Source organism: Rhodopseudomonas sp. BAL398 (assembly GCF_033001325.1).
GTDB lineage: Bacteria > Pseudomonadota > Alphaproteobacteria > Rhizobiales > Xanthobacteraceae > JARJEH01.
The window spans coordinates 1-17,850 of the sequence record NZ_CP133113.1; the positions used below are offsets into that span (position 1 = coordinate 1).

The 17,850-nt window shown below is 66.0% G+C and carries 22 protein-coding genes and 3 pseudogenes; all 25 read left to right on the forward strand.

Features of this window, described 5'->3' with window-relative positions:
• Positions 1 to 27: 27 nt before the first annotated feature.
• Positions 28 to 468, forward strand: a complete 441-nt coding sequence (locus RBJ75_RS28330) for a hypothetical protein (RefSeq protein ID WP_044417951.1) — start codon at positions 28 to 30, stop codon at positions 466 to 468.
• A 572-nt stretch (positions 469 to 1,040) separates the two neighbouring features.
• Complete coding sequence (locus RBJ75_RS28335; protein ID WP_044417949.1) at positions 1,041 to 1,370, forward strand: DUF736 domain-containing protein; 330 nt, start codon at positions 1,041 to 1,043, stop codon at positions 1,368 to 1,370.
• Positions 1,371 to 1,557: 187 nt separating this feature from the next.
• Positions 1,558 to 1,800 (forward strand): multiprotein-bridging factor 1 family protein, encoded by a 243-nt coding sequence (locus RBJ75_RS28340; RefSeq protein WP_276156648.1) that lies wholly within the window; start codon positions 1,558 to 1,560, stop codon positions 1,798 to 1,800.
• A 108-nt stretch (positions 1,801 to 1,908) separates the two neighbouring features.
• Positions 1,909 to 2,184 carry a DNA -binding domain-containing protein gene (locus RBJ75_RS28345; protein WP_152647883.1) on the forward strand — a complete coding sequence of 92 codons (276 nt, stop codon included), beginning with the start codon at positions 1,909 to 1,911 and terminating at the stop codon, positions 2,182 to 2,184.
• Between the two features lie 119 nt (positions 2,185 to 2,303).
• A complete protein-coding gene (locus RBJ75_RS29540; protein WP_411194478.1) occupies positions 2,304 to 2,594 on the forward strand; it encodes a transcriptional regulator domain-containing protein in 291 nt (96 codons plus the stop codon).
• Positions 2,595 to 2,738: 144 nt separating this feature from the next.
• Complete coding sequence (locus tag RBJ75_RS28350) at positions 2,739 to 3,062, forward strand: DUF2285 domain-containing protein (protein WP_317529049.1); 324 nt, start codon at positions 2,739 to 2,741, stop codon at positions 3,060 to 3,062.
• A 138-nt stretch (positions 3,063 to 3,200) separates the two neighbouring features.
• Positions 3,201 to 3,482: a helix-turn-helix transcriptional regulator gene (locus RBJ75_RS28355; RefSeq protein ID WP_044417548.1), complete on the forward strand. Its 282-nt coding sequence runs from the start codon at positions 3,201 to 3,203 to the stop codon at positions 3,480 to 3,482.
• Between the two features lie 11 nt (positions 3,483 to 3,493).
• On the forward strand, positions 3,494 to 4,381 hold the full coding sequence (locus RBJ75_RS28360) for a replication initiator protein A (protein ID WP_044417550.1): 888 nt from the start codon (positions 3,494 to 3,496) through the stop codon (positions 4,379 to 4,381).
• Positions 4,382 to 4,589: 208 nt separating this feature from the next.
• Positions 4,590 to 5,227: pseudogene (parA, locus tag RBJ75_RS28365) on the forward strand (ParA family partition ATPase).
• On the forward strand, positions 5,224 to 5,478 hold the full coding sequence (locus tag RBJ75_RS28370) for a hypothetical protein (RefSeq protein WP_044413529.1): 255 nt from the start codon (positions 5,224 to 5,226) through the stop codon (positions 5,476 to 5,478). The pseudogene parA and the gene RBJ75_RS28370 overlap by 4 nt, the downstream one beginning before the upstream one ends.
• The gene (locus tag RBJ75_RS28375; RefSeq protein WP_044413528.1) at positions 5,475 to 5,993 is read left to right on the forward strand and encodes a DUF2840 domain-containing protein; all 519 of its coding nucleotides are present in this window, start codon (positions 5,475 to 5,477) and stop codon (positions 5,991 to 5,993) included. Before RBJ75_RS28370 ends, RBJ75_RS28375 begins: the two co-directional genes overlap by 4 nt.
• Positions 5,990 to 6,530: pseudogene (locus RBJ75_RS28380) on the forward strand (S26 family signal peptidase). Before RBJ75_RS28375 ends, RBJ75_RS28380 begins: the two are co-directional and overlap by 4 nt.
• 45 nt (positions 6,531 to 6,575) lie before the next feature.
• Entirely contained in the window at positions 6,576 to 6,914 is a 339-nt protein-coding gene (locus RBJ75_RS28385) for a DUF736 domain-containing protein (RefSeq protein WP_044413525.1), read from the forward strand.
• A 3-nt stretch (positions 6,915 to 6,917) separates the two neighbouring features.
• Positions 6,918 to 7,678 (forward strand): annotated as a pseudogene (locus tag RBJ75_RS28390) (lytic transglycosylase domain-containing protein).
• A gap of 244 nt (positions 7,679 to 7,922) precedes the next feature.
• Complete coding sequence (locus RBJ75_RS28395; protein ID WP_044413163.1) at positions 7,923 to 9,662, forward strand: relaxase/mobilization nuclease domain-containing protein; 1,740 nt, start codon at positions 7,923 to 7,925, stop codon at positions 9,660 to 9,662.
• Positions 9,663 to 9,687: 25 nt separating this feature from the next.
• On the forward strand, positions 9,688 to 11,676 hold the full coding sequence (locus RBJ75_RS28400) for a conjugal transfer protein TraG (protein ID WP_276156647.1): 1,989 nt from the start codon (positions 9,688 to 9,690) through the stop codon (positions 11,674 to 11,676).
• A gap of 8 nt (positions 11,677 to 11,684) precedes the next feature.
• Positions 11,685 to 12,119, forward strand: coding sequence for a hypothetical protein (locus RBJ75_RS28405; RefSeq protein ID WP_044416634.1), 435 nt, complete (start codon positions 11,685 to 11,687; stop codon positions 12,117 to 12,119).
• 217 nt (positions 12,120 to 12,336) lie between these two features.
• On the forward strand, positions 12,337 to 13,272 hold the full coding sequence (gene trbB / locus RBJ75_RS28410; protein WP_411194477.1) for a P-type conjugative transfer ATPase TrbB: 936 nt from the start codon (positions 12,337 to 12,339) through the stop codon (positions 13,270 to 13,272).
• Positions 13,269 to 13,601 carry a TrbC/VirB2 family protein gene (locus RBJ75_RS28415; protein ID WP_099555744.1) on the forward strand — a complete coding sequence of 111 codons (333 nt, stop codon included), beginning with the start codon at positions 13,269 to 13,271 and terminating at the stop codon, positions 13,599 to 13,601. The genes trbB and RBJ75_RS28415 overlap by 4 nt, the downstream gene beginning before the upstream one ends.
• Complete coding sequence (locus RBJ75_RS28420) at positions 13,601 to 13,882, forward strand: VirB3 family type IV secretion system protein (protein WP_008827607.1); 282 nt, start codon at positions 13,601 to 13,603, stop codon at positions 13,880 to 13,882. Before RBJ75_RS28415 ends, RBJ75_RS28420 begins: the two co-directional genes overlap by 1 nt.
• A gap of 12 nt (positions 13,883 to 13,894) precedes the next feature.
• Complete coding sequence (trbE, locus tag RBJ75_RS28425) at positions 13,895 to 16,351, forward strand: conjugal transfer protein TrbE (protein WP_276156645.1); 2,457 nt, start codon at positions 13,895 to 13,897, stop codon at positions 16,349 to 16,351.
• Entirely contained in the window at positions 16,348 to 17,124 is a 777-nt protein-coding gene (gene trbJ, locus RBJ75_RS28430; protein WP_317529050.1) for a P-type conjugative transfer protein TrbJ, read from the forward strand. The genes trbE and trbJ overlap by 4 nt, the downstream gene beginning before the upstream one ends.
• Before the next feature lie 10 nt (positions 17,125 to 17,134).
• Complete coding sequence (locus RBJ75_RS29545) at positions 17,135 to 17,275, forward strand: hypothetical protein (protein ID WP_411194537.1); 141 nt, start codon at positions 17,135 to 17,137, stop codon at positions 17,273 to 17,275.
• A gap of 16 nt (positions 17,276 to 17,291) precedes the next feature.
• Positions 17,292 to 17,525, forward strand: a complete 234-nt coding sequence (trbK-alt, locus tag RBJ75_RS29550) for a putative entry exclusion protein TrbK-alt (RefSeq protein WP_411194538.1) — start codon at positions 17,292 to 17,294, stop codon at positions 17,523 to 17,525.
• Between the two features lie 4 nt (positions 17,526 to 17,529).
• Positions 17,530 to 17,850, forward strand: a 321-nt coding sequence (locus RBJ75_RS28440) for a type IV secretion system protein (protein WP_317529051.1), incomplete at its 3' end; no start/stop codon positions are given.

Genomic DNA, 17,850 nt, shown 5'->3' on the forward strand with positions numbered 1-17,850 from the left:
GACCTTTATCTCACGGAGGACACCACCATGATCTTCATCGGCATCCTCGCCAGCATCGCCGCGATCGGCGCTCTGTGCTGGCTTCTATTTACACTGGCTGTCTTCGCGCTGCCGTTCTTCGCCGGCGTCAGCGCCGGGACATGGGCCTATAGCACCGGCGCCGGCTGGCTCGGGGCGACCCTCGTCGGCCTCGCCACCGCCGCGCTGACGCTCGGCCTCGGCCAATTCCTGCTCGCCTTCATCCGTCAGCTCTGGATACGGCTCGCCATCGCACTCGCCTTCGTCGCGCCTGCGGCGCTCGCCGGCTACCACGCGACGCATGGCATCGTGAAACACACCATGCCGTCCGACACCTGGCAGATCATCTTCTCCGTCGTCGGCGCAATCGCCGTTGGCGTCACAGCGCTGATCCGGGTGACAGCAATGGCCGCGCCCGGACCAGCCGGGCAGACCGTCGCGCGGGCCTGACCATCGCTGCCGGCGGCGGGATGGCGGGTTCATGTCTTACATGTCGCGCTCCTCGTCGGCAGGGTCGCATGAATCGCGTTGATCGGATCGACGCGCTAATCCAACCGATGCGCCATTCCCTCGGGGCAGGCTTGGGGGCAACACCGTGCAAGCACTCCCAACGGTGCGAGTGCCGAGAGGGACGATCTCGCGGGCGATGGGCAGGAATCGGCGGAACGTAGCGTCTGGCGGAGTTGGTTTGAACCGCGGTGTCAGGCGTCGTCACGGTCCATCGGTTCGGGATCGTCGCCACGTTCTCCTGTGATGCGTCTCTGTCAGGTCGACCGCTCCAAAACGGCCTCTTCAATGGGCTGATCTGGCCGAAGGTCGGCTGCGCCTCGATCGCCTATGCCGCAACAGCGGCGTCGAAACTTTCTTCCCCTACCGGCTGCGCCGTCATTCCTCGCGAACCAAGAAAGTCCCTCCTTTGCTGTCAGGCCCCTGCGGGGTGCGCCGTCAATCGCCTCCGGCCGGTCGATCGCCATCGAGGCCGCAATGGTGCGGGCTCGGAACAGAGTTCAAGGAGAACTATCATGGCGACCATCGGCACCTTCAAGAAGACCGGCAACAACGAGTTTACCGGCGAAATCGTCACCCTCTCGCTCCAGGCCAAGAACGTCCGGATCGTCCCAGAAGCCAACCGCACCGGCGACAACAGCCCCAGCCACCGCGTCTTTGTTGGCCGGGTGGAAATCGGCGCCGGCTGGTCCAAGCGCTCCAACGAGGGCCGCGATTATCTCGGCCTCAAGCTCGACGATCCGAGCTTCACCGCCCCGATCTACGCCAACCTCTTCGACGACGAGGAAGGCGAAGGCTTCAGCCTCATCTGGTCCCGCCCGAACGGCCGCCGCAACGGCGAGTAAGGCCAGCGCGACGCCCCGCCCGGACAACCCGGGCGGGGCCAAACGCCTGCGCGAACCGAATCAGTTCGCGGCAATGCGATCAAAACCCGGCGTCAAAAAGCCAGAACCGCTGGCCCCGGGCCGCAAGAACGACTATTATAGCCGTAGTTCTAGCGTGCGAGTAGGTCCAAGTGGGAGGTGATCATGCATGATCACCGCCCGACAATCGCGGGCCGCACGCGCGTTGCTGGGTTGGACACAGGAGACGCTCGCTGACAAGGCCCGGGTATCACTGACCGCTTTGAAGCGCCTCGAATCCGACAGCGGACTTGAGGTGTATGAATCGACTCGCGATCAGGTCCGGCGCGCCTTTGAGGCCAGCGGCGTCGTCCTCCTCAACTCCGGCGAAAGCGTGGGAGTGATGCTGGTTCATGGGAAGAAAGACGCCTGACGTCACAGGGTGGAGCGCCATCGCGCGTTCTTCCCGCACCTGTTGCCCGCGACAACGGCACAGCCAAATCATCGTTAACAATCCCCTTCAAAATGGATACATCTATGAATGGGGATCAAAGTGACCAAACACGACTTCCTGGACCAACCGCCAAGCGGGGCATCGCTCACCGCCTATGATCAGGCGCACCTGAAGCTGTACCTGCGTTTGCTCGACGCGGACGCTGAAGGTGCAGATTGGCATGAGGTAGTCGAAGTCGTGTTCGGTCTCGACGCCATCGCCGAACCCCAACGTGCCTTTCAAGTGTACGCCGCCCACCTCGCTCGCGCGAAATGGATGACCGAAAACGGCTTTTGCGAGCTTCTTGGTCCCCGCCTGCACTGAGGTGATGCAGAACCTGCATCACGTTGATCCGACTTCGTTCTTCCCACGCAATACTCAACTTGGGAATGTGACCGCTGCTTGACTCGCGTTGCGTCACAATTGCGCGGAGGCGTTGGAGGATGTCCGAAGATGAAAGTTGGCGGTCGGAGACCGCCTATGACTATATCGACAATCTAAATCCGGGTGACCTTGCATGGGAATTCCTGCGCCGAAACCCCGACTACCGGAAAGCCTATCAGGATCTTGTGTCCAGCGGCCGGCTTTCACTCGAAACGGCGGAAGAATTTGCGAACCTATGGGGGTTGCGATTTCGGCGCCGACCCACTTGTCCCGGCTCACACCCAGCAGATCTTCTGGACCCCACAAATCGACCCTGCTGCAATATTGTTCGCCGCAGGTCCACGTCCTGACGGCTTCTCCATCACTGCCGACGAACTGCGCCTCCGCGCCATATTCCAACACGACCCTTCTCATCTGAGGCTCGACATTCGCGGCGGCACTATGACGTCACGCTCGCCGACCCGCGCGACGAGAACCCCCTTGCGGCGATGGTCATGTTCGATGACCTCACACCGGACCGACAGAGTGCGCTGACCCGGTTCTGGGACGCGATCAAGGGCAAGCGCGTGCCGATCGACCCTCGAATGACCCCGCAACGCCGCGAGCGTGCGCGACAGATGCTGCGCGCGGTCGATGGACGTCGTGCCGGAGCGACGTATCGATCGATCGGAGAGGCTCTGTTCCCCGGCCATAAGATCGACTCCGCCTCCTGGGCCGGGGACGCGCTCCGCGAAATCACCATCCGGCTGGCGCGCGACGGGATGAAACTCGTCGAGGGTGGCTACCGCTCCCTCCTGCGTCGACCCCGCCGATCATAGCCCGCCGCCGATCGCCTGAGGCGTGTCGAAACTAGATTCCTATCTTCGACATCGTCCGACCCACCGTCTTCACGCCACCGTGCTCTCGAACCGCCGCCTGACGGCAGCGGCCCCCAACGAGACCACGGAGGCTCGACAATGGCCGAAACTACCGCCGGCATCCCGCCACGCTACCTGCGCACGCAGGAAGCCGCTCGCTTCCTCGGACTGTCCGAGCGCACGCTTGAGAAGCACCGTACCTACGGCACCGGCCCGGCCTACCGGAAGCTCGGCGGCCGAGTCGTCTACGCCATCGAAGATCTCCAGACCTGGGCGGATCGCGGCCTCGTTAGCTCGACCTCCGACCCGCGCGGTACGGTTCTCCCCGCAAAGCGGCAGGAGCCTTCGGACCGCCGCTTCGCCGGCCGCCAGCCGCGCTGAGACGACCTGCCATGTCGTCCCGTCACACACAGCATGACGAGCGCGCGCAGCTCGATCTGTTTCGGGCGCTGCCCGGCGATCTCGCGCCGCGCGACGCGCAGGACCTCATGGCCTATCCATTCTTCTCGCTTGCCAAGTCGAAGCGCCTGGCGCCGATCGACTTCAAGGCGGGTTCGGTAAAGATCCGCGTCGAAGCCGTGCCCGAACACGGCATGGCGACGATCTGGGACGCCGATGTCCTGATCTGGGCGGCTTCGCAGATCGTCGAAGCGCGTGACGTCGGCTTGCGGCCGTCGCGCCTGATGGCGACCACCCCCTATGAAATTCTGAACTTCATCGGCCGCGGCGTGTCGCTGCGCGACTACGACCGCCTGAAGGCTGCGCTCGACCGGCTGCAATCGACCACCATCGCGACCTCGATCCGCCAGCCCACCGAGCGGCGAATGCACCGCTTCTCCTGGATCAACGAATGGAAGGAGCGCGCCGATCACCGCGGCCGGCCGCTCGGGCTCGAGCTGATCGTCCCCGACTGGTTCTACGGCGCAGTTCTCGACGACGCGCTCGTGCTGACGATCGATCGCAAATACTTCGATCTCACTGGCGGGCTGGAGCGCTGGCTTTACCGCCTGGTGCGTAAGCACGGCGGCAAGCAGGAATTCGGCTGGAGCTTCGATTTCCCTCATCTCCACGCCAAGTCGGGCAGCCTCTCGCCGCTCAAGCACTTCGCCTACGACCTGCGCGACATCGTCCGGCGCCAGCCGCTGCCGGGCTACCGGCTCACCATCGAGCAATGCCTTGGCGGGCCGGAAATCCTGTCCTTCGCACCAACCGATCCGGACGCGCTCGGCATCCCGCGCCGCCGCCGCCGCTCGACAAGTCACCCTGGGGATAAGCTGTGAATCATCTCGTGCTATCAGGGACCGGCACTATCGTGCCATCGGGGACCGGACTCTCGTGCTATCGGGGACCGGAATCGCCGATTCATCACGCTGAATCAGCAGCTTGCGAGCGCCGTAACTTATCTAACCTAGATTCCTACGGAATCTTTCTAACGGAACCCGGTTTTTCGACCGCTGTGGACGAGTCCCTGATCGCCGGGAGACCGTCATGATCGTCGCGTTCCTCAACCAGAAGGGCGGTGTCGGGAAGACGACGCTGGCGCTGCATCTCGCCGGCGAATGGGCGCGCTGCGGCAAGCGCGTCACATTGATCGACGCCGACCCCCAGGGCTCGGCGCTGGACTGGTCGCAGCAACGCAACCGGGAGGGATTGCAGCGGCTCTTCGGTGTCGTCGGCCTGGCGCGCGACACGCTCCACCGTGAAGCGCCGGAGCTGGCGCGCGACGTCGATCACGTCGTCATCGACGGACCGCCGCGTGTCGCTGGCCTGATGCGCTCTGCGCTGCTGGCTGCCGACCTCGTGCTGATCCCGGTGCAGCCATCGCCGCTCGACGGTTGGGCTTCCGCCGAGATGCTGACGCTGCTCAGCGAAGCGCGGATCTATCGACCGGATCTCAAGGCGCGGTTCGTGCTGAACCGCTGTGCGGCCCGCACGATCCTCGCCCGCGACACCGCCGAGACGCTCGCGGAGCACGATCCGCCGCCGCTCCTGACCACCATCGGCCAGCGCATCGCATTCGCCGATGTCGTGCAGACCGGGCGGCTCGCGGCCGAGCGGACGACTCGTCGCCCGCCGCGCGGGAGATCGCCGCGCTCGCAGCCGAAGTCATGAGGATCGGGACATGAGCGAGCGCTCCTCGAAACGCAGCTTCGCGGCCCGCCCGGCCGATCCGGAAAGCTGGATCAAGGCGCCAGACCGTCCGTCGCCCCGCGTGGAGGCTACCGCCGACTTCACGGCCAGGCTGACGATCGACGTCACCGCCGACATGCGCGGCCGGATCAAGATCGCCGCATTCCAGCGCGGACAGACCGTCGCCGACATGCTGCGCGCGCTGTTCGAACGCGAGTTCCCAACCAGTGAAGGAGAGCCCCGATGATCGGTGTCGCCGACACGTCGCTGCGCAGCGGCTTGCCGTCTTCGCCCGCGGCCGATGTCCTGACCCAGGTCGAACTGACATGGATCGAGAAGAAAATCGAATTCTGGATCAGGTTCGGCCGCGAGGTCGCGGAACAGATCATCGACCGCCGCCGACGCGTCGTGTCGTTCGCGCCGGACAGCGTCTTCGCCTTCGTTCGCTGGACCTCGAATGATTTCGGCACCGCGCTGTCGCGCCTCGACATAGTGCGCGCCGTAAGTGTCGGCGAGCCCTGCCAGACGCTGCCGTTCGTGCGCGCCGGCGGCGACATCCTGTTGCGCGCGGATGGATGGCCGAAGGTCGAGCGCGTGCTCCAGTTCATCGACGCGATCGAGGCGCGGGGCATCGACGCGATGGACGTTTCGCCGGAACACTGGCGACACGTCCACAACCGCCTGACCGTCGGTGAAGCACCGCGCGCCTACGACGCGCAGCAGCATCGCGCCTTCCTCCTGCGCCGGAGGATCATGCCATGAGCCGCTTTGCCTATGTCATGACGACCTACCTGGCGGTGATGCTGATGGGCGTGCCTACAATCGTATCGTTCGCGAAGCTGATCTGGAATGCCTCCGCCAGCACGCCGATCGGCCTGTATGCGATAGACGCGCCTGGACGGCTCGATGTCACGGATCTGGTTGCGGTCCGCGCGCCAGAACCGCTCGCGACCTTCCTCTCGGACGGCGGATATCTCCCGCGCGGCGTGCCTCTCATGAAGCACGTCGCAGCGCTTCCTGGGCAGCGCATTTGCCGGAACGGCAACGCGATCACCGTCGACGGCATCGCCATGGGAGATGCCCTCGACCACGACCGTCGCGGGCGACCAGTTGGCCATGTGGCAGGGATGCCGCGTCGTCGCTGACGGCGAACTCTTCCTGATGAACTGGCCCGCGACAGTATGAACGGACGCTGTTCGGCCCGCTTCCCACCAGCTCTTCGTCATCGGTCGGGCCACCCCTCTCTACACCGACGAGGACAGCGATGGCCGCTTCGTCTGGCGCGCGCCGACGCGGTGACGGCGCGCCCACGACCTTGTCCACCGCATAGCCAAGGAGAAACTCATGTCCCTGATCGGTCAATTCACGCGCACCAAGAGCGGCTATGCGGGTCGCGTCCGCACGCTCACCATCGATGCCGAATTGGTGCTCGTGCCGGCAGAGAGTTCCGATGCCGAGAATGCGCCCGACTTCCGCATCCATCTCGGCCCCGACGACGACGGCCCGGAGATCGGCGCGGGATGGAAGCGCACCGGCGAGAAGGCCGGCGACTACGTTTCGCTGCAGATCGACGATCCGACCTTTGGTCATCCGATCCGCGCCAATCTCTTCCAGTCGGTCGACGACAAGTCCGCCTGGGGACTGAGCTGGAATCGCCCGCCGAAGCGCGGGGAGCGGGACTGAGCGATGTCTCTCATTTGTCACGCGTCTGTCGTCGGAGGGAGCATCCCCCTCCGGCGCACAGCCTTCCTTCTCCTTTCCGGCCTGCTTCTGGCCGCGCCGCTTTGCCCATCGGCGAACGCGCAGGAGACCCCCGCCGAACGCTCGTCACGCGTCGATCCCTATGCCGTCTTCGTAACCGAAGCGGCGCAGCGGTTCGGCATTCCCGACGTGGCGGGAATTCGGGCGGTCATGCGCGTCGAAAGCGGGTGAATTACCACATCTCGCCGAAGGGTGCGATGGGCCTGATGCAGATCATGCCCGATACCTGGGCCAGCCTTCGCGCCCGTCACGGCCTCGGCTCGAACCCATACGATCCACGCGACAACATTCTGGCGGGCGCGGCGTATCTGCGCGAGATGCACGACCGCTACGGTTCGCCGGGCTTCCTCGCCGCCTACAATGCTGGTCCCGGGCGCTACGAAGAGTATCTCGCCGGCCGTCCATTGCCCGCCGAAACGCGCGCCTATGTCGCCATGCTCGCGCCCGTTCTCGGCGGCGGTGAGAACATCGTCCCTGTCATGGTGGCGACCGCCGATCCGCTCGCCTGGACCCGTGCGCCGCTCTTCGTCGTGCAGTCATCTGGCAGCGGGAGTGTCGTTCCGGTGCATCGTGAAAGCGAGCCGGATGACGCGATAACACCAGCCCCAGCGCGCGATCAAAGCGCGATTGCGCCACGCACCGATGGGCTGTTCGTCGCTCGCAATGCCTCCGGTGTCCCGCGATGACCGCGTTCGCACCTGATCGGGCAATGGCATGCTCTGGCGGACGGATGGCGGTCCGAGGAGGAGGAGCAGGCAACACAACCGCACGATGGCGAGATAAAAGCGCGCGAGGTGCGGCTTGGTGCGGTCGTGTGTTTTCAGAGACTTATGGCGCATTTGCGCGAGGTGCGCCTGATCGGCGCAGCCTGCGCATCCGCCATTTCGCCAAGGATTTCCGCGCGTTTGCACGATGTGCGGGGTCCCGGCGATGAGCGGCGAGGACGATTTCCGCATCCGGCCGGGCCGCATCCGATCCACCCGCGCACAACAGGCGCGGCCCTTCATCGCCCAGGCGCTGGCGGCCGCCCAGCGCGCCGGCGGCAGCGTCTCGCGCTCCGGCAAGATCAGCTCGGGCAACCGCTCGCGGTTCGGCCGCGGCCAGCGCGCGACGGTGCAGGCCAATCGTCTGCTCACCAGCCGATCGCGCAACACGGTGATCAAGACCCGCGTCGTCCGGCACTCAGCGCGGGCCGCGCCGCTCGCCGCGCACCTCAGCTATCTCCGGCGCGAGGGCGTCACCCGGGATGGGGAGAAGGCCCGGCTGTTCGGACCGGAGACTGAGGACGCCGACCCCAAGGCTTTCGCCGAGCGCACCCAGGACGATCGCCACCACTTCCGCTTCATCGTCTCGCCCGAGGACGCGACCGAGATGTCCGACCTCAAGACCTTCGCCCGCGACCTGATGGGGCAGATGGAGACCGACCTCGGCACAAAGCTCGATTGGGTCGGGGTCGATCACTGGAATACCGACAATCCCCACGTCCATATCATCCTGCGCGGGCGCACCGATGACGGCCAGGACCTCGTCATCTCGCGCGACTACATCAAGGAAGGCATGCGCGCCCGCGCGCAGGACCTCGTCACGCAGGAGCTGGGGCCGCGCACCGATCACGAGATCCGCCGCAATCTCCAACGTCAGATCGACGCCGAGCGCTGGACTAATCTCGACCGGCAACTTGCCCGCGACAGCTATCGCACCGGCGTCGTCGATCTCGCCCCGCACCCCGACCGCCAGCCCGACGAATTCCACGCGATGAAGGTCGGCCGCCTGCGGAAGCTGGAGACGCTCGGCCTCGCCGATCAGGTCGGCCCCGGCCAATGGGTCGTGACCGAGCATGCCGAGGCGACGTTGCGCGAGCTGGGCGAGCGTGGCGACATCATCAAGCGCATCCATCGCGGCCTGACCGAGCGCGGCATCGAGCGCGGCGCCGCCAGCTATGTGCTCGCCGGCGAGAGCGTCAACGACCCGGTCATCGGGCGGTTGGTCGATCGCGGTCTCGATGACGAGCTGAAGGGCACGGCCTATGCCGTGGTCGACGGCACGGACGGACGCACCCATCACATCAAGCTGCCCGACCTCGACGCCGCCGGCGACAGCGCGCCGGGCTCGATCGTCGAGCTGCGCAAATTCGACGACGCGCAAGGCCGCCGCCGCGTCGCGCTCGCCGTCCGCTCCGACCTCGACATCTCCGCCCAAGTCCATGCGACCGGCGCAACCTGGCTCGACCGGCAGGCTATCGCCCGCGATCCCGTTGCCCTCGGAGGCGGCGGCTTCGGCGCCGAGGTGCGCCAGGCGATGGACAGGCGGGCCGAACATCTCGTTGGTCAGGGCCTTGCCGAGAGGCAGACACGCGGCGTCAGCTTCTCCCCCGGGCTGATCGACACGCTGAGGCAGCGCGAGGTCGAGGCCCTTGGCGAAAAGCTCGCGGCCGAGACCGGCCGACAATTTTCGAAGGCCGCAACGGGCGAGTATGTGGCGGGCACTTACCGCCAGCGCTTCGCCCTCGCCTCGGGCCGCTTCGCCATGATCGACGACAGCCTCGGCTTCCAGCTCGTGCCTTGGTCGCCATCCCTCGAACGCCAGATCGGCCAGCATGTCTCCGGCGTGTCGCGCGGCGCAGGCGGCGTCGACTGGAGCTTCGGCCGCAACCGTGGCCTCGGCATGTAGCCCAATCAAGCAAGGAGTGCCCGCCATGTCGGCGACCAAGATCCTCTGGGGCCAGATCCTCACCGTCTTCCTCATCATCGTCATGACAACCTGGGCGGCGACGCAGTGGACGGCCTATCGGCTCGGCTTCCAACCACAGCTCGGACTCCCCTGGTTCGAGCTGGCCGGCTGGCCAATCTACTATCCACCGGCCTTCTTCTGGTGGTGGTATTTCTACGATGCCTATGCCCCGCCGATCTTCATCGAGGGCGCCTATATCGCCGCGTCCGGCGGCTTCATCTCCATCGCCGTCGCGATCGGCATGTCCGTCTGGAGGGCGCGTGAGGCCAAGAACGCCGAGACGTTCGGCTCCGCCCGATGGGCCGTCGCCCGCGAAGTGAGCGCCGCTGGCCTGCTGGGCGCGGATGGCGTCATCCTGGGGAAGTTCGATCGGGACTATCTCCGCCACGATGGTCCCGAGCATGTGCTGTGCTTTGCGCCCACCCGATCCGGCAAGGGCGTCGGCCTGGTCGTGCCATCGCTGCTGACCTGGCCTGGCTCGGCGATCGTCCACGACATCAAAGGGGAGAACTGGCAACTCACCGCCGGCTTCCGCGCGCGTCATGGTCGCGTGCTGCTGTTCGATCCGACGAACGCGAAGTCCGCCGCCTACAATCCTCTGCTCGAGGTCCGCCGCGGCGAATGGGAGGTCCGCGACGTCCAGAATATCGCCGACATCCTGGTCGACCCGGAGGGCTCGCTGGAGAAACGGAACCACTGGGAAAAAACCAGCCACGCATTGCTGGTCGGCGCCATCCTGCACGTCCTCTACGCCGAGGCCGACAAGACCTTGGCTGGCGTTGCCGCCTTCCTCTCCGACCCGAAGCGGCCGATCGATTCAACGCTCGCCGCCATGATGAGGACGGCGCATCTCGGCGAGGCCGGACCGCATCCGGTGATCGCCAGCGCCGCGCGCGAGCTGCTGAACAAATCCGACAACGAGCGGTCCGGCGTGCTGTCCACCGCGATGTCGTTCCTCGGCCTCTATCGCGATCCTGTCGTCGCCGAGGTCACACGCCGCTGCGACTGGCGCATCGTCGATATCGTCGGCAGCAAGCATCCGACCACGCTCTACCTCGTGGTGCCGCCGTCGGACATCAACCGGACCAAGCCGCTGATCCGGCTGATCCTCAATCAGATCGGCCGGCGGCTCACGGAGGATCTGAAGGCGAAGGGCAACCGCCATCGCCTTCTCCTGATGCTCGACGAATTTCCGGCGCTCGGCCGCCTCGACTTCTTCGAGAGCGCCCTGGCGTTCATGGCCGGTTACGGTCTCAAAGCCTTCCTCATCGCCCAGTCGCTGAATCAGATCGAGAAGGCCTATGGGCCAAATAATTCGATCCTCGATAATTGCCATGTGCGCGTCAGCTTCGCGACCAATGACGAACGGACCGCCAAACGTGTCTCGGACGCGCTCGGCACCGCGACCGAGATGCGCGCGATGAAGAACTATGCCGGTCACCGCCTGTCGCCCTGGCTCGGCCACATGATGGTCTCGCGCTCGGAAACAGCCCGGCAACTGATGACGCCTGGCGAGATCATGCAGCTTCCGCCTTCCGACGAGATCGTCATGGTTGCCGGTACGCCACCGATCCGCGCGAAGAAAGCGCGGTACTATGAGGATCGCCGGTTTCAGGAGCGCATCGTAACGCCGCCGAACCTGGTGAAACCGACAACGGCACGGCCCGATGACTGGAGCGCGCTGCCGCTTCCAGCGGCGCCGACCGTGTCGATCGCGACCAACGGCGAGCATGGATCGGAGGATGAGGATACGACCGACTCCGAGCGCCGGCATCAGCCGGAACTGAGCCGCGCAAAGCCCGTCGAGCCAAGGCAGCCCATCGAAAACGAATTTGAGATCGATCCTCGCGATGACGCCGACGAGGACGCCGCACGTCTCTCGAGGATGAATCAGACCATGCGCCAGGTCGCACGCCAAGCATCGCTCGATCCCGGCGACGGTATCGAGCTTTAGGAGGCACCATGGCAAAGCCTCCCAAAAAGCAGCGGCTATCGGTGTATCTCGAACCCGACGTCATGAAGGCGCTCGCCGCGCACGCCGCCCGGCGCGATCAATCCCTCTCGCTGATCGCGGAAGCTGGCATCGCCTCCTTCCTGTCGCCCGACGCTGCCGAACGGCAGGAGGCGGCTACGACGAAACGGCTCGACCAGCTCGACCGGCGAATGGCGCGTATGGAGCGTGATCTTGGAATCGCCGTCGAAACGCTGGCCGTCTTCATCCGATTCTGGCTGACGACGAACCCGCCGCTCCCCGAGCCCGCCCAGGCAGCGGCGCGCGCCAAAGCCGGCGAGCGCTACGAAGCGTTCGTCACCGCGCTCGGCCGGCGACTCGCTCACGGGCCCAAGCTACGGCAAGAGATTTCCGAGGACATCACGCCCGCGCACGACGCGGATTAATCACGGCCACGTCCACTTCAAGTATTCCGGCGTTCCGCCGTTTCCCTGTATTTGTACGCCACAGTACGACGACCACATTATGGTTGTTGTCAGGCCATGATTTCTGCCTCTTCTACTCATCCCCGATCCAGGGCCGCATGTCGCGGTCCCGCAAGAGAACGGGGACGACGTGGCGGCCACTCACCAGAAATCGGAGGCGATCCTTCGCGGCGCGCGCATGCTGCGCACGGCCCTCGGGCCGGCGATCGCCCGGTTTCTGGAAGACCCCGCGATCGTCGAGGTGATGCTCAACCCCGATGGGCGGCTCTGGGTCGACCGGCTTTCCGAAGGACTTTCCGACACGGGAGAGCTGCTGTCGCCGTCGGACGGCGAGCGGATCATCCGCCTCGTCGCCCATCATGTCGGCGCGGAGGTTCATCCCGGCGCCCCGCGTGTCTCGGCCGAGCTGCCCGAGACGGGAGAGCGGTTCGAGGGGCTGTTGCCTCCCGTGGTGTCCGCGCCGGCCTTCGCGATCCGCAAGCCCGCCGTCGCCGTCTTCACGCTCGACGATTACGTCGCCGCCGGGATCATGGCGGGCGGTCAGGCCGAGACGCTGCGCCAGGCCGTCGCCGACCGCCGCAACATTCTGGTCGCCGGCGGGACGTCGACAGGCAAGACCACGCTTACCAACGCGCTGCTAGCCGAGGTCTCGAAGACCTCCGACCGCGTCGTGCTGATCGAGGATACGCGCGAGCTGCAATGCGCCGCGCCAAATCTGGTCGCGATGCGGACCAAGGACGGCGTCGCCTCGCTCTCCGATCTGGTTCGCTCTTCGCTTCGCCTGCGCCCCGACCGCATCCCGATTGGAGAGGTGCGCGGCGCCGAGGCGCTCGATCTGTTGAAGGCCTGGGGCACCGGCCACCCCGGCGGCGTCGGAACGATCCACGCCGGCACCGCCATCGGCGCGCTGCGTCGGATGGAGCAGCTCATCCAGGAAGCCGTCGTCACCGTCCCGCGCGCGCTGATCGCCGAAACGATCGATCTCGTCGCCGTGCTCTCCGGCCGCGGCGCCTCGCGCCGGCTCGCCGAACTCGCCCGCATCGAGGGTCTCGGCCCCGACGGCGACTACCGCGTCACCCCCGCAAGCCAGCCCCTCACAGGAGACCCGTCATGATCCAGCATGCTTTGCGCATCCGCCGCCATATCGCCACGGCGGTGTCCGTCAGTTTTCTCACGCTGGCGCTCGCGCCGGCCGCCCACGCCTCCGGCTCGTCGATGCCCTGGGAGGCACCGCTGCAATCGATCCTCGAATCGATCGAGGGGCCGGTCGCCAAGATCATCGCGGTGATGATCATCATCATCACCGGCCTGACGCTCGCCTTCGGCGATACGTCGGGCGGCGCGCGTCGTCTGATCCAGATCGTCTTCGGCCTGTCGATCGCCTTCGCCGCATCGAGCTTCTTCCTGTCGTTCTTCTCGTTCGGCGGCGGAGCGCTCGTCTGATGGCCGACGGCGCGGACCATGGCGGCGAGTTGCCGGGCTTCTCGGTCCCGGTCCATCGGGCGCTGACCGAGCATATCCTGCTCGGCGGCGCTCCGCGCTCGCTCGCCATCCTCAACGGCACGCTGGCGGCCGCGCTCGGCCTGGGCCTGCGCCTCTGGCTGGTCGGCCTCGGCCTCTGGGCTGTCGGGCATTTCGCAGCCGTCTGGGCTGCCAAGCGCGATCCGCAGTTCGTCGACGTCGTGCGCAAGCATCTGCGCATCCCCGGCCACCTGTCGGTCTGAGGAGCGACGCCGATGATGAACCTCGCCGAATATCGCAACCGCAATACGCGGCTCGCCGACTTCCTGCCCTGGGTGGCGCTGGTCGGCGAAGGCATCGTGCTGAACAAGGACGGCAGCCTGCAGCGCACCGCGCGCTTCCGCGGCCCCGACCTCGACAGCGCCGTGCCGGCCGAACTGGTCGCTGTCGCCGGCCGGCTCAACAACGCCTTCCGTCGCCTCGGCTCCGGCTGGGCCATCTTCGTCGAAGCGCAGCGCCATGGCGCCGCGACCTATCCGGCCAGCGTGTTCGCCGACAGCGCATCCGGCCTGGTCGACGCGGAACGCAAGGCAGATTTCGAAGAGGCCGGCGCGCATTTCGAGTCCAGCTACTTCCTGACCTTCCTTTATCTGCCGCCGGCCGAGGACGCCGCACGGGCCGAGACCTGGCTCTACGAGGGCCGCGATCACACCGGCGTCGACGCGCACGAGATCCTGCGCGGTTTCGCCGACCGCACCGATCGCATCCTCCAGCTTATCGACGCCTTCATGCCGGAATGCGCCTGGCTCGATGACGGCGAGACGCTGACCTATCTGCACTCGACCGTCTCAACGAAGCGGCATCGCGTCCGCGTCCCCGAGACGCCGATGTATCTCGATGCGCTGCTCGCCGATCAGCCGCTGACCGGCGGGCTCGAACCCCGGCTCGGCGACGCGCATGTCCGCATCCTCACCATAGTCGGCTTTCCGACCGCAACCACGCCCGGCATCCTCGACGAGCTGAACCGGCTGGCCTTTCCGTATCGCTGGTCGACGCGGGCAGTCCTCCTCGACAAGACCGACGCCACCAAGCTGCTGACCAAGATCCGGCGGCAATGGTTCGCCAAGCGCAAATCGATCGCCGCCATCCTGAAGGAGGTGATGACCAACGAGGCCTCCGCCCTCGTGGACACCGATGCGTCCAACAAGGCGGCCGATGCCGACATGGCGTTGCAGGAGCTGGGCGCCGATTATGCCGGCCAGGCCTATGTGACCGCGACGATCACTGTCTGGGACGATGATCCGCGCATCGCCGCCGAGAAGCTGCGGATGGTCGAGAAGGTCATCCAGGGCCGCGACTTCACCGCGATGCCCGAGACGATCAACGCTGTGGACGCCTGGCTCGGCTCGCTGCCCGGCCATGTCTACGCCAATTTCCGCCAACCCCCGATCAACACACTGAATCTCGCCCACATGATCCCGCTGTCGGCGGTGTGGGCGGGACCGGAACGGGACGAGCATTTTGCAGCACCCCCACTGCTCTTCGGCAAAACCGAAGGCTCGACCCCGTTCCGGCTTTCCATCCATGTCGGCGATGTCGGCCATACGCTGATCGTCGGCCCCACAGGCGCCGGCAAGTCGGTGCTGCTGGCGCTGATGGCGTTGCAGTTCCGGCGCTATCGGCAATCCCAGGTCTTCGCTTTCGATTTCGGTGGCTCGATCCGGGCAGCCGCGCTCGCCATGCGTGGCGACTGGCACGATCTCGGCGGCGGCCTCACCGAAGGCTCAGACGACAGCGTGTCGCTTCAGCCGCTCGCGCGCATCGACGATGTCGCTGAGCGTGCATGGGCCTCCGACTGGCTGGTCGCGATCCTAATGCGCGAGAGCGTGGCCGTAACGCCGGAGGTGAAGGAGCATCTCTGGTCGGCCTTGTTCTCGCTGGCATCGGCGCCAATCACCGAGCGGACGCTGACGGGATTGTCCGTCCTACTCCAGTCCAACGATCTCAAGCAGGCGCTGCGACCTTATTGCGTCGGCGGTCCCTATGGTCGGCTGCTCGACGCCGAGGCCGAGCATCTGGGCGAAGCCAATGTTCAGGTCTTCGAAACCGAAGGGTTGATCGGCACCGGCGCCGCTGCCGCCGTGCTTGCCTATCTCTTCCACCGCATCGAGGACCGCCTCGACGGGCGGCCGACGCTGTTGATCGTCGATGAAGGCTGGCTCGCCCTCGACGATGAGGGCTTTGCGGGCCAGCTCCGCGAATGGCTGAAGACGCTGCGCAAGAAGAACGCCAGCGTCATCTTCGCTACGCAGTCGCTGTCGGACATCGACGGATCGGCGATCGCGCCGGCCATCATCGAGAGCTGTCAGACCCGCATCCTGTTGCCGAACGAACGCGCGATCGAGCCGCAGATCACGGCCATCTATCGCCGCTTCGGCCTCAACGATCGCCAGATCGAGATCCTCGCACGGGCGATGCCCAAGCGCGATTACTACTGCCAGTCCCGGCGCGGCAACCGGCTGTTCGAGCTGGGCCTGTCCGATGTCGCATTGGCGCTCTGCGCCGCCTCATCGAAGCAGCACCAGGCGCTCATCGCGGAAGTCCATGCCCGCAGCGGCACGGACGGCTTCCTTGTCGAGTGGCTTGCCGAAAACCGGCTCGCCTGGGCTGCCGACCTCATCGCCGACCTCACCAACGTCACTCCCCAAACCGATCCGGAGGCACGCCCATGACCCGTTCCGTTCATTCCCGCTCGCGCGTGCTGCGCATGACCGCAGCGCTGCTGACGGCTTCCGTCGCCGTGATGCCGTTTATGGCGCCGCCCGCCCACGCGCAGTTTGGCGGGATCGTCTACGACCCCACCAACTACGCCCAGAATCTTCTGACCGCCACGCGAGCGCTTCAGCAGATCAACAACCAGATCACGTCGCTTCAGAACGAGGCGACCGGTCTGATCAATCAGGCTCGCAACCTTACGAGCCTGCCGTTTTCGTCTCTCCAGCAGCTCCAGCAGTCCGTTCAGCGCACGCAACAGCTTTTGGGCGAAGCGCAACGCATCGCATACAACGTGCAGAACATCGATCAGGCGTTCCGCACGACCTACGGCAATGCGTCGATTTCGTCCTCGGACCAGCAGCTCGTGGCCGGTGCGCGCGAGCGCTGGCAGAACACCGTCGGCGGCCTACAGGACGCCATGCGCGTCCAGGCGGGCGTCGTGGGTAACATCGACACGAACCGGACCCAGATCGCAGCGCTGGTCGGCCAGAGCCAGGGCGCGACGGGCGCGCTGCAGGCGACACAGGCCGGCAACCAACTTTTGGCGTTGCAAGCGCAGCAGCTCGCGGACCTCACGGCCGTCGTCGCCGCAAACGGTCGCGCGCAGAGCCTGTCCGAGGCCGAGCGCTCGGCCGCAGCCGAACAGGGCCGCGAGCAGCGCCGTCGATTCCTGACGCCGGGCAGCGGCTACCAGCCGGGCAACGCCCACATGTTCCCGAACGGCAACTGAGGACGCGGTCATGGACGGCAAGATGCTCGCCCGGCTTGGCGCCGTAGTCCTCGTCGCGGTCGCGATCACCGCGACCGCGATCGAGATGAGCCGGAAAGAGGAAGCGTCCGAGGCCTGGCCGTCCGGCCGGACCAGCTCAGGCGCAGGCTGATCCGCTGCGCGACGAGTTGATCCGCTGCCAGGCGCTTGGCGAAGCGGGGCCCCGCGATCCGGCCTGCCTGCGGGCCTGGGCGGAGAACCGCAACCGCTTCCTCGCCCCTGGCGCGCGACCTGCCGAGCGACTGCCGGACATGCCGCCAGCGCCGCGAGACAGCGCCGCTCCCCAATGGGATCGCACCGATCAGCCGGCCTTGGAACCCGCCGCACCGATCGCGCCGCCGCAGCTCGACGAGGCGAGATAACATCATGGGCGGCACCGGCGTCATCGACCATTTCCTTGAGGTCTTCACCCGCTACATCGACAGCGGATTCGGGTTGCTCAGCGGCGAAGTCGCCTTCATTGCCACCACCCTGATCGTCATCGACGTGACGCTCGCCGCGCTGTTCTGGTCGTGGGGCGCCGACGACGACATCATGGCCCGCCTGGTGAAGAAGACGCTGTTCGTCGGCGTCTTCGCCTACATCATCGGCAACTGGAACAACCTCGCCCGGATCATCTTCGAAAGTTTCGCCGGGCTCGGCCTGAAAGCCAGCGGGACGAGCTTCACCACGGCTGATCTAATGCGC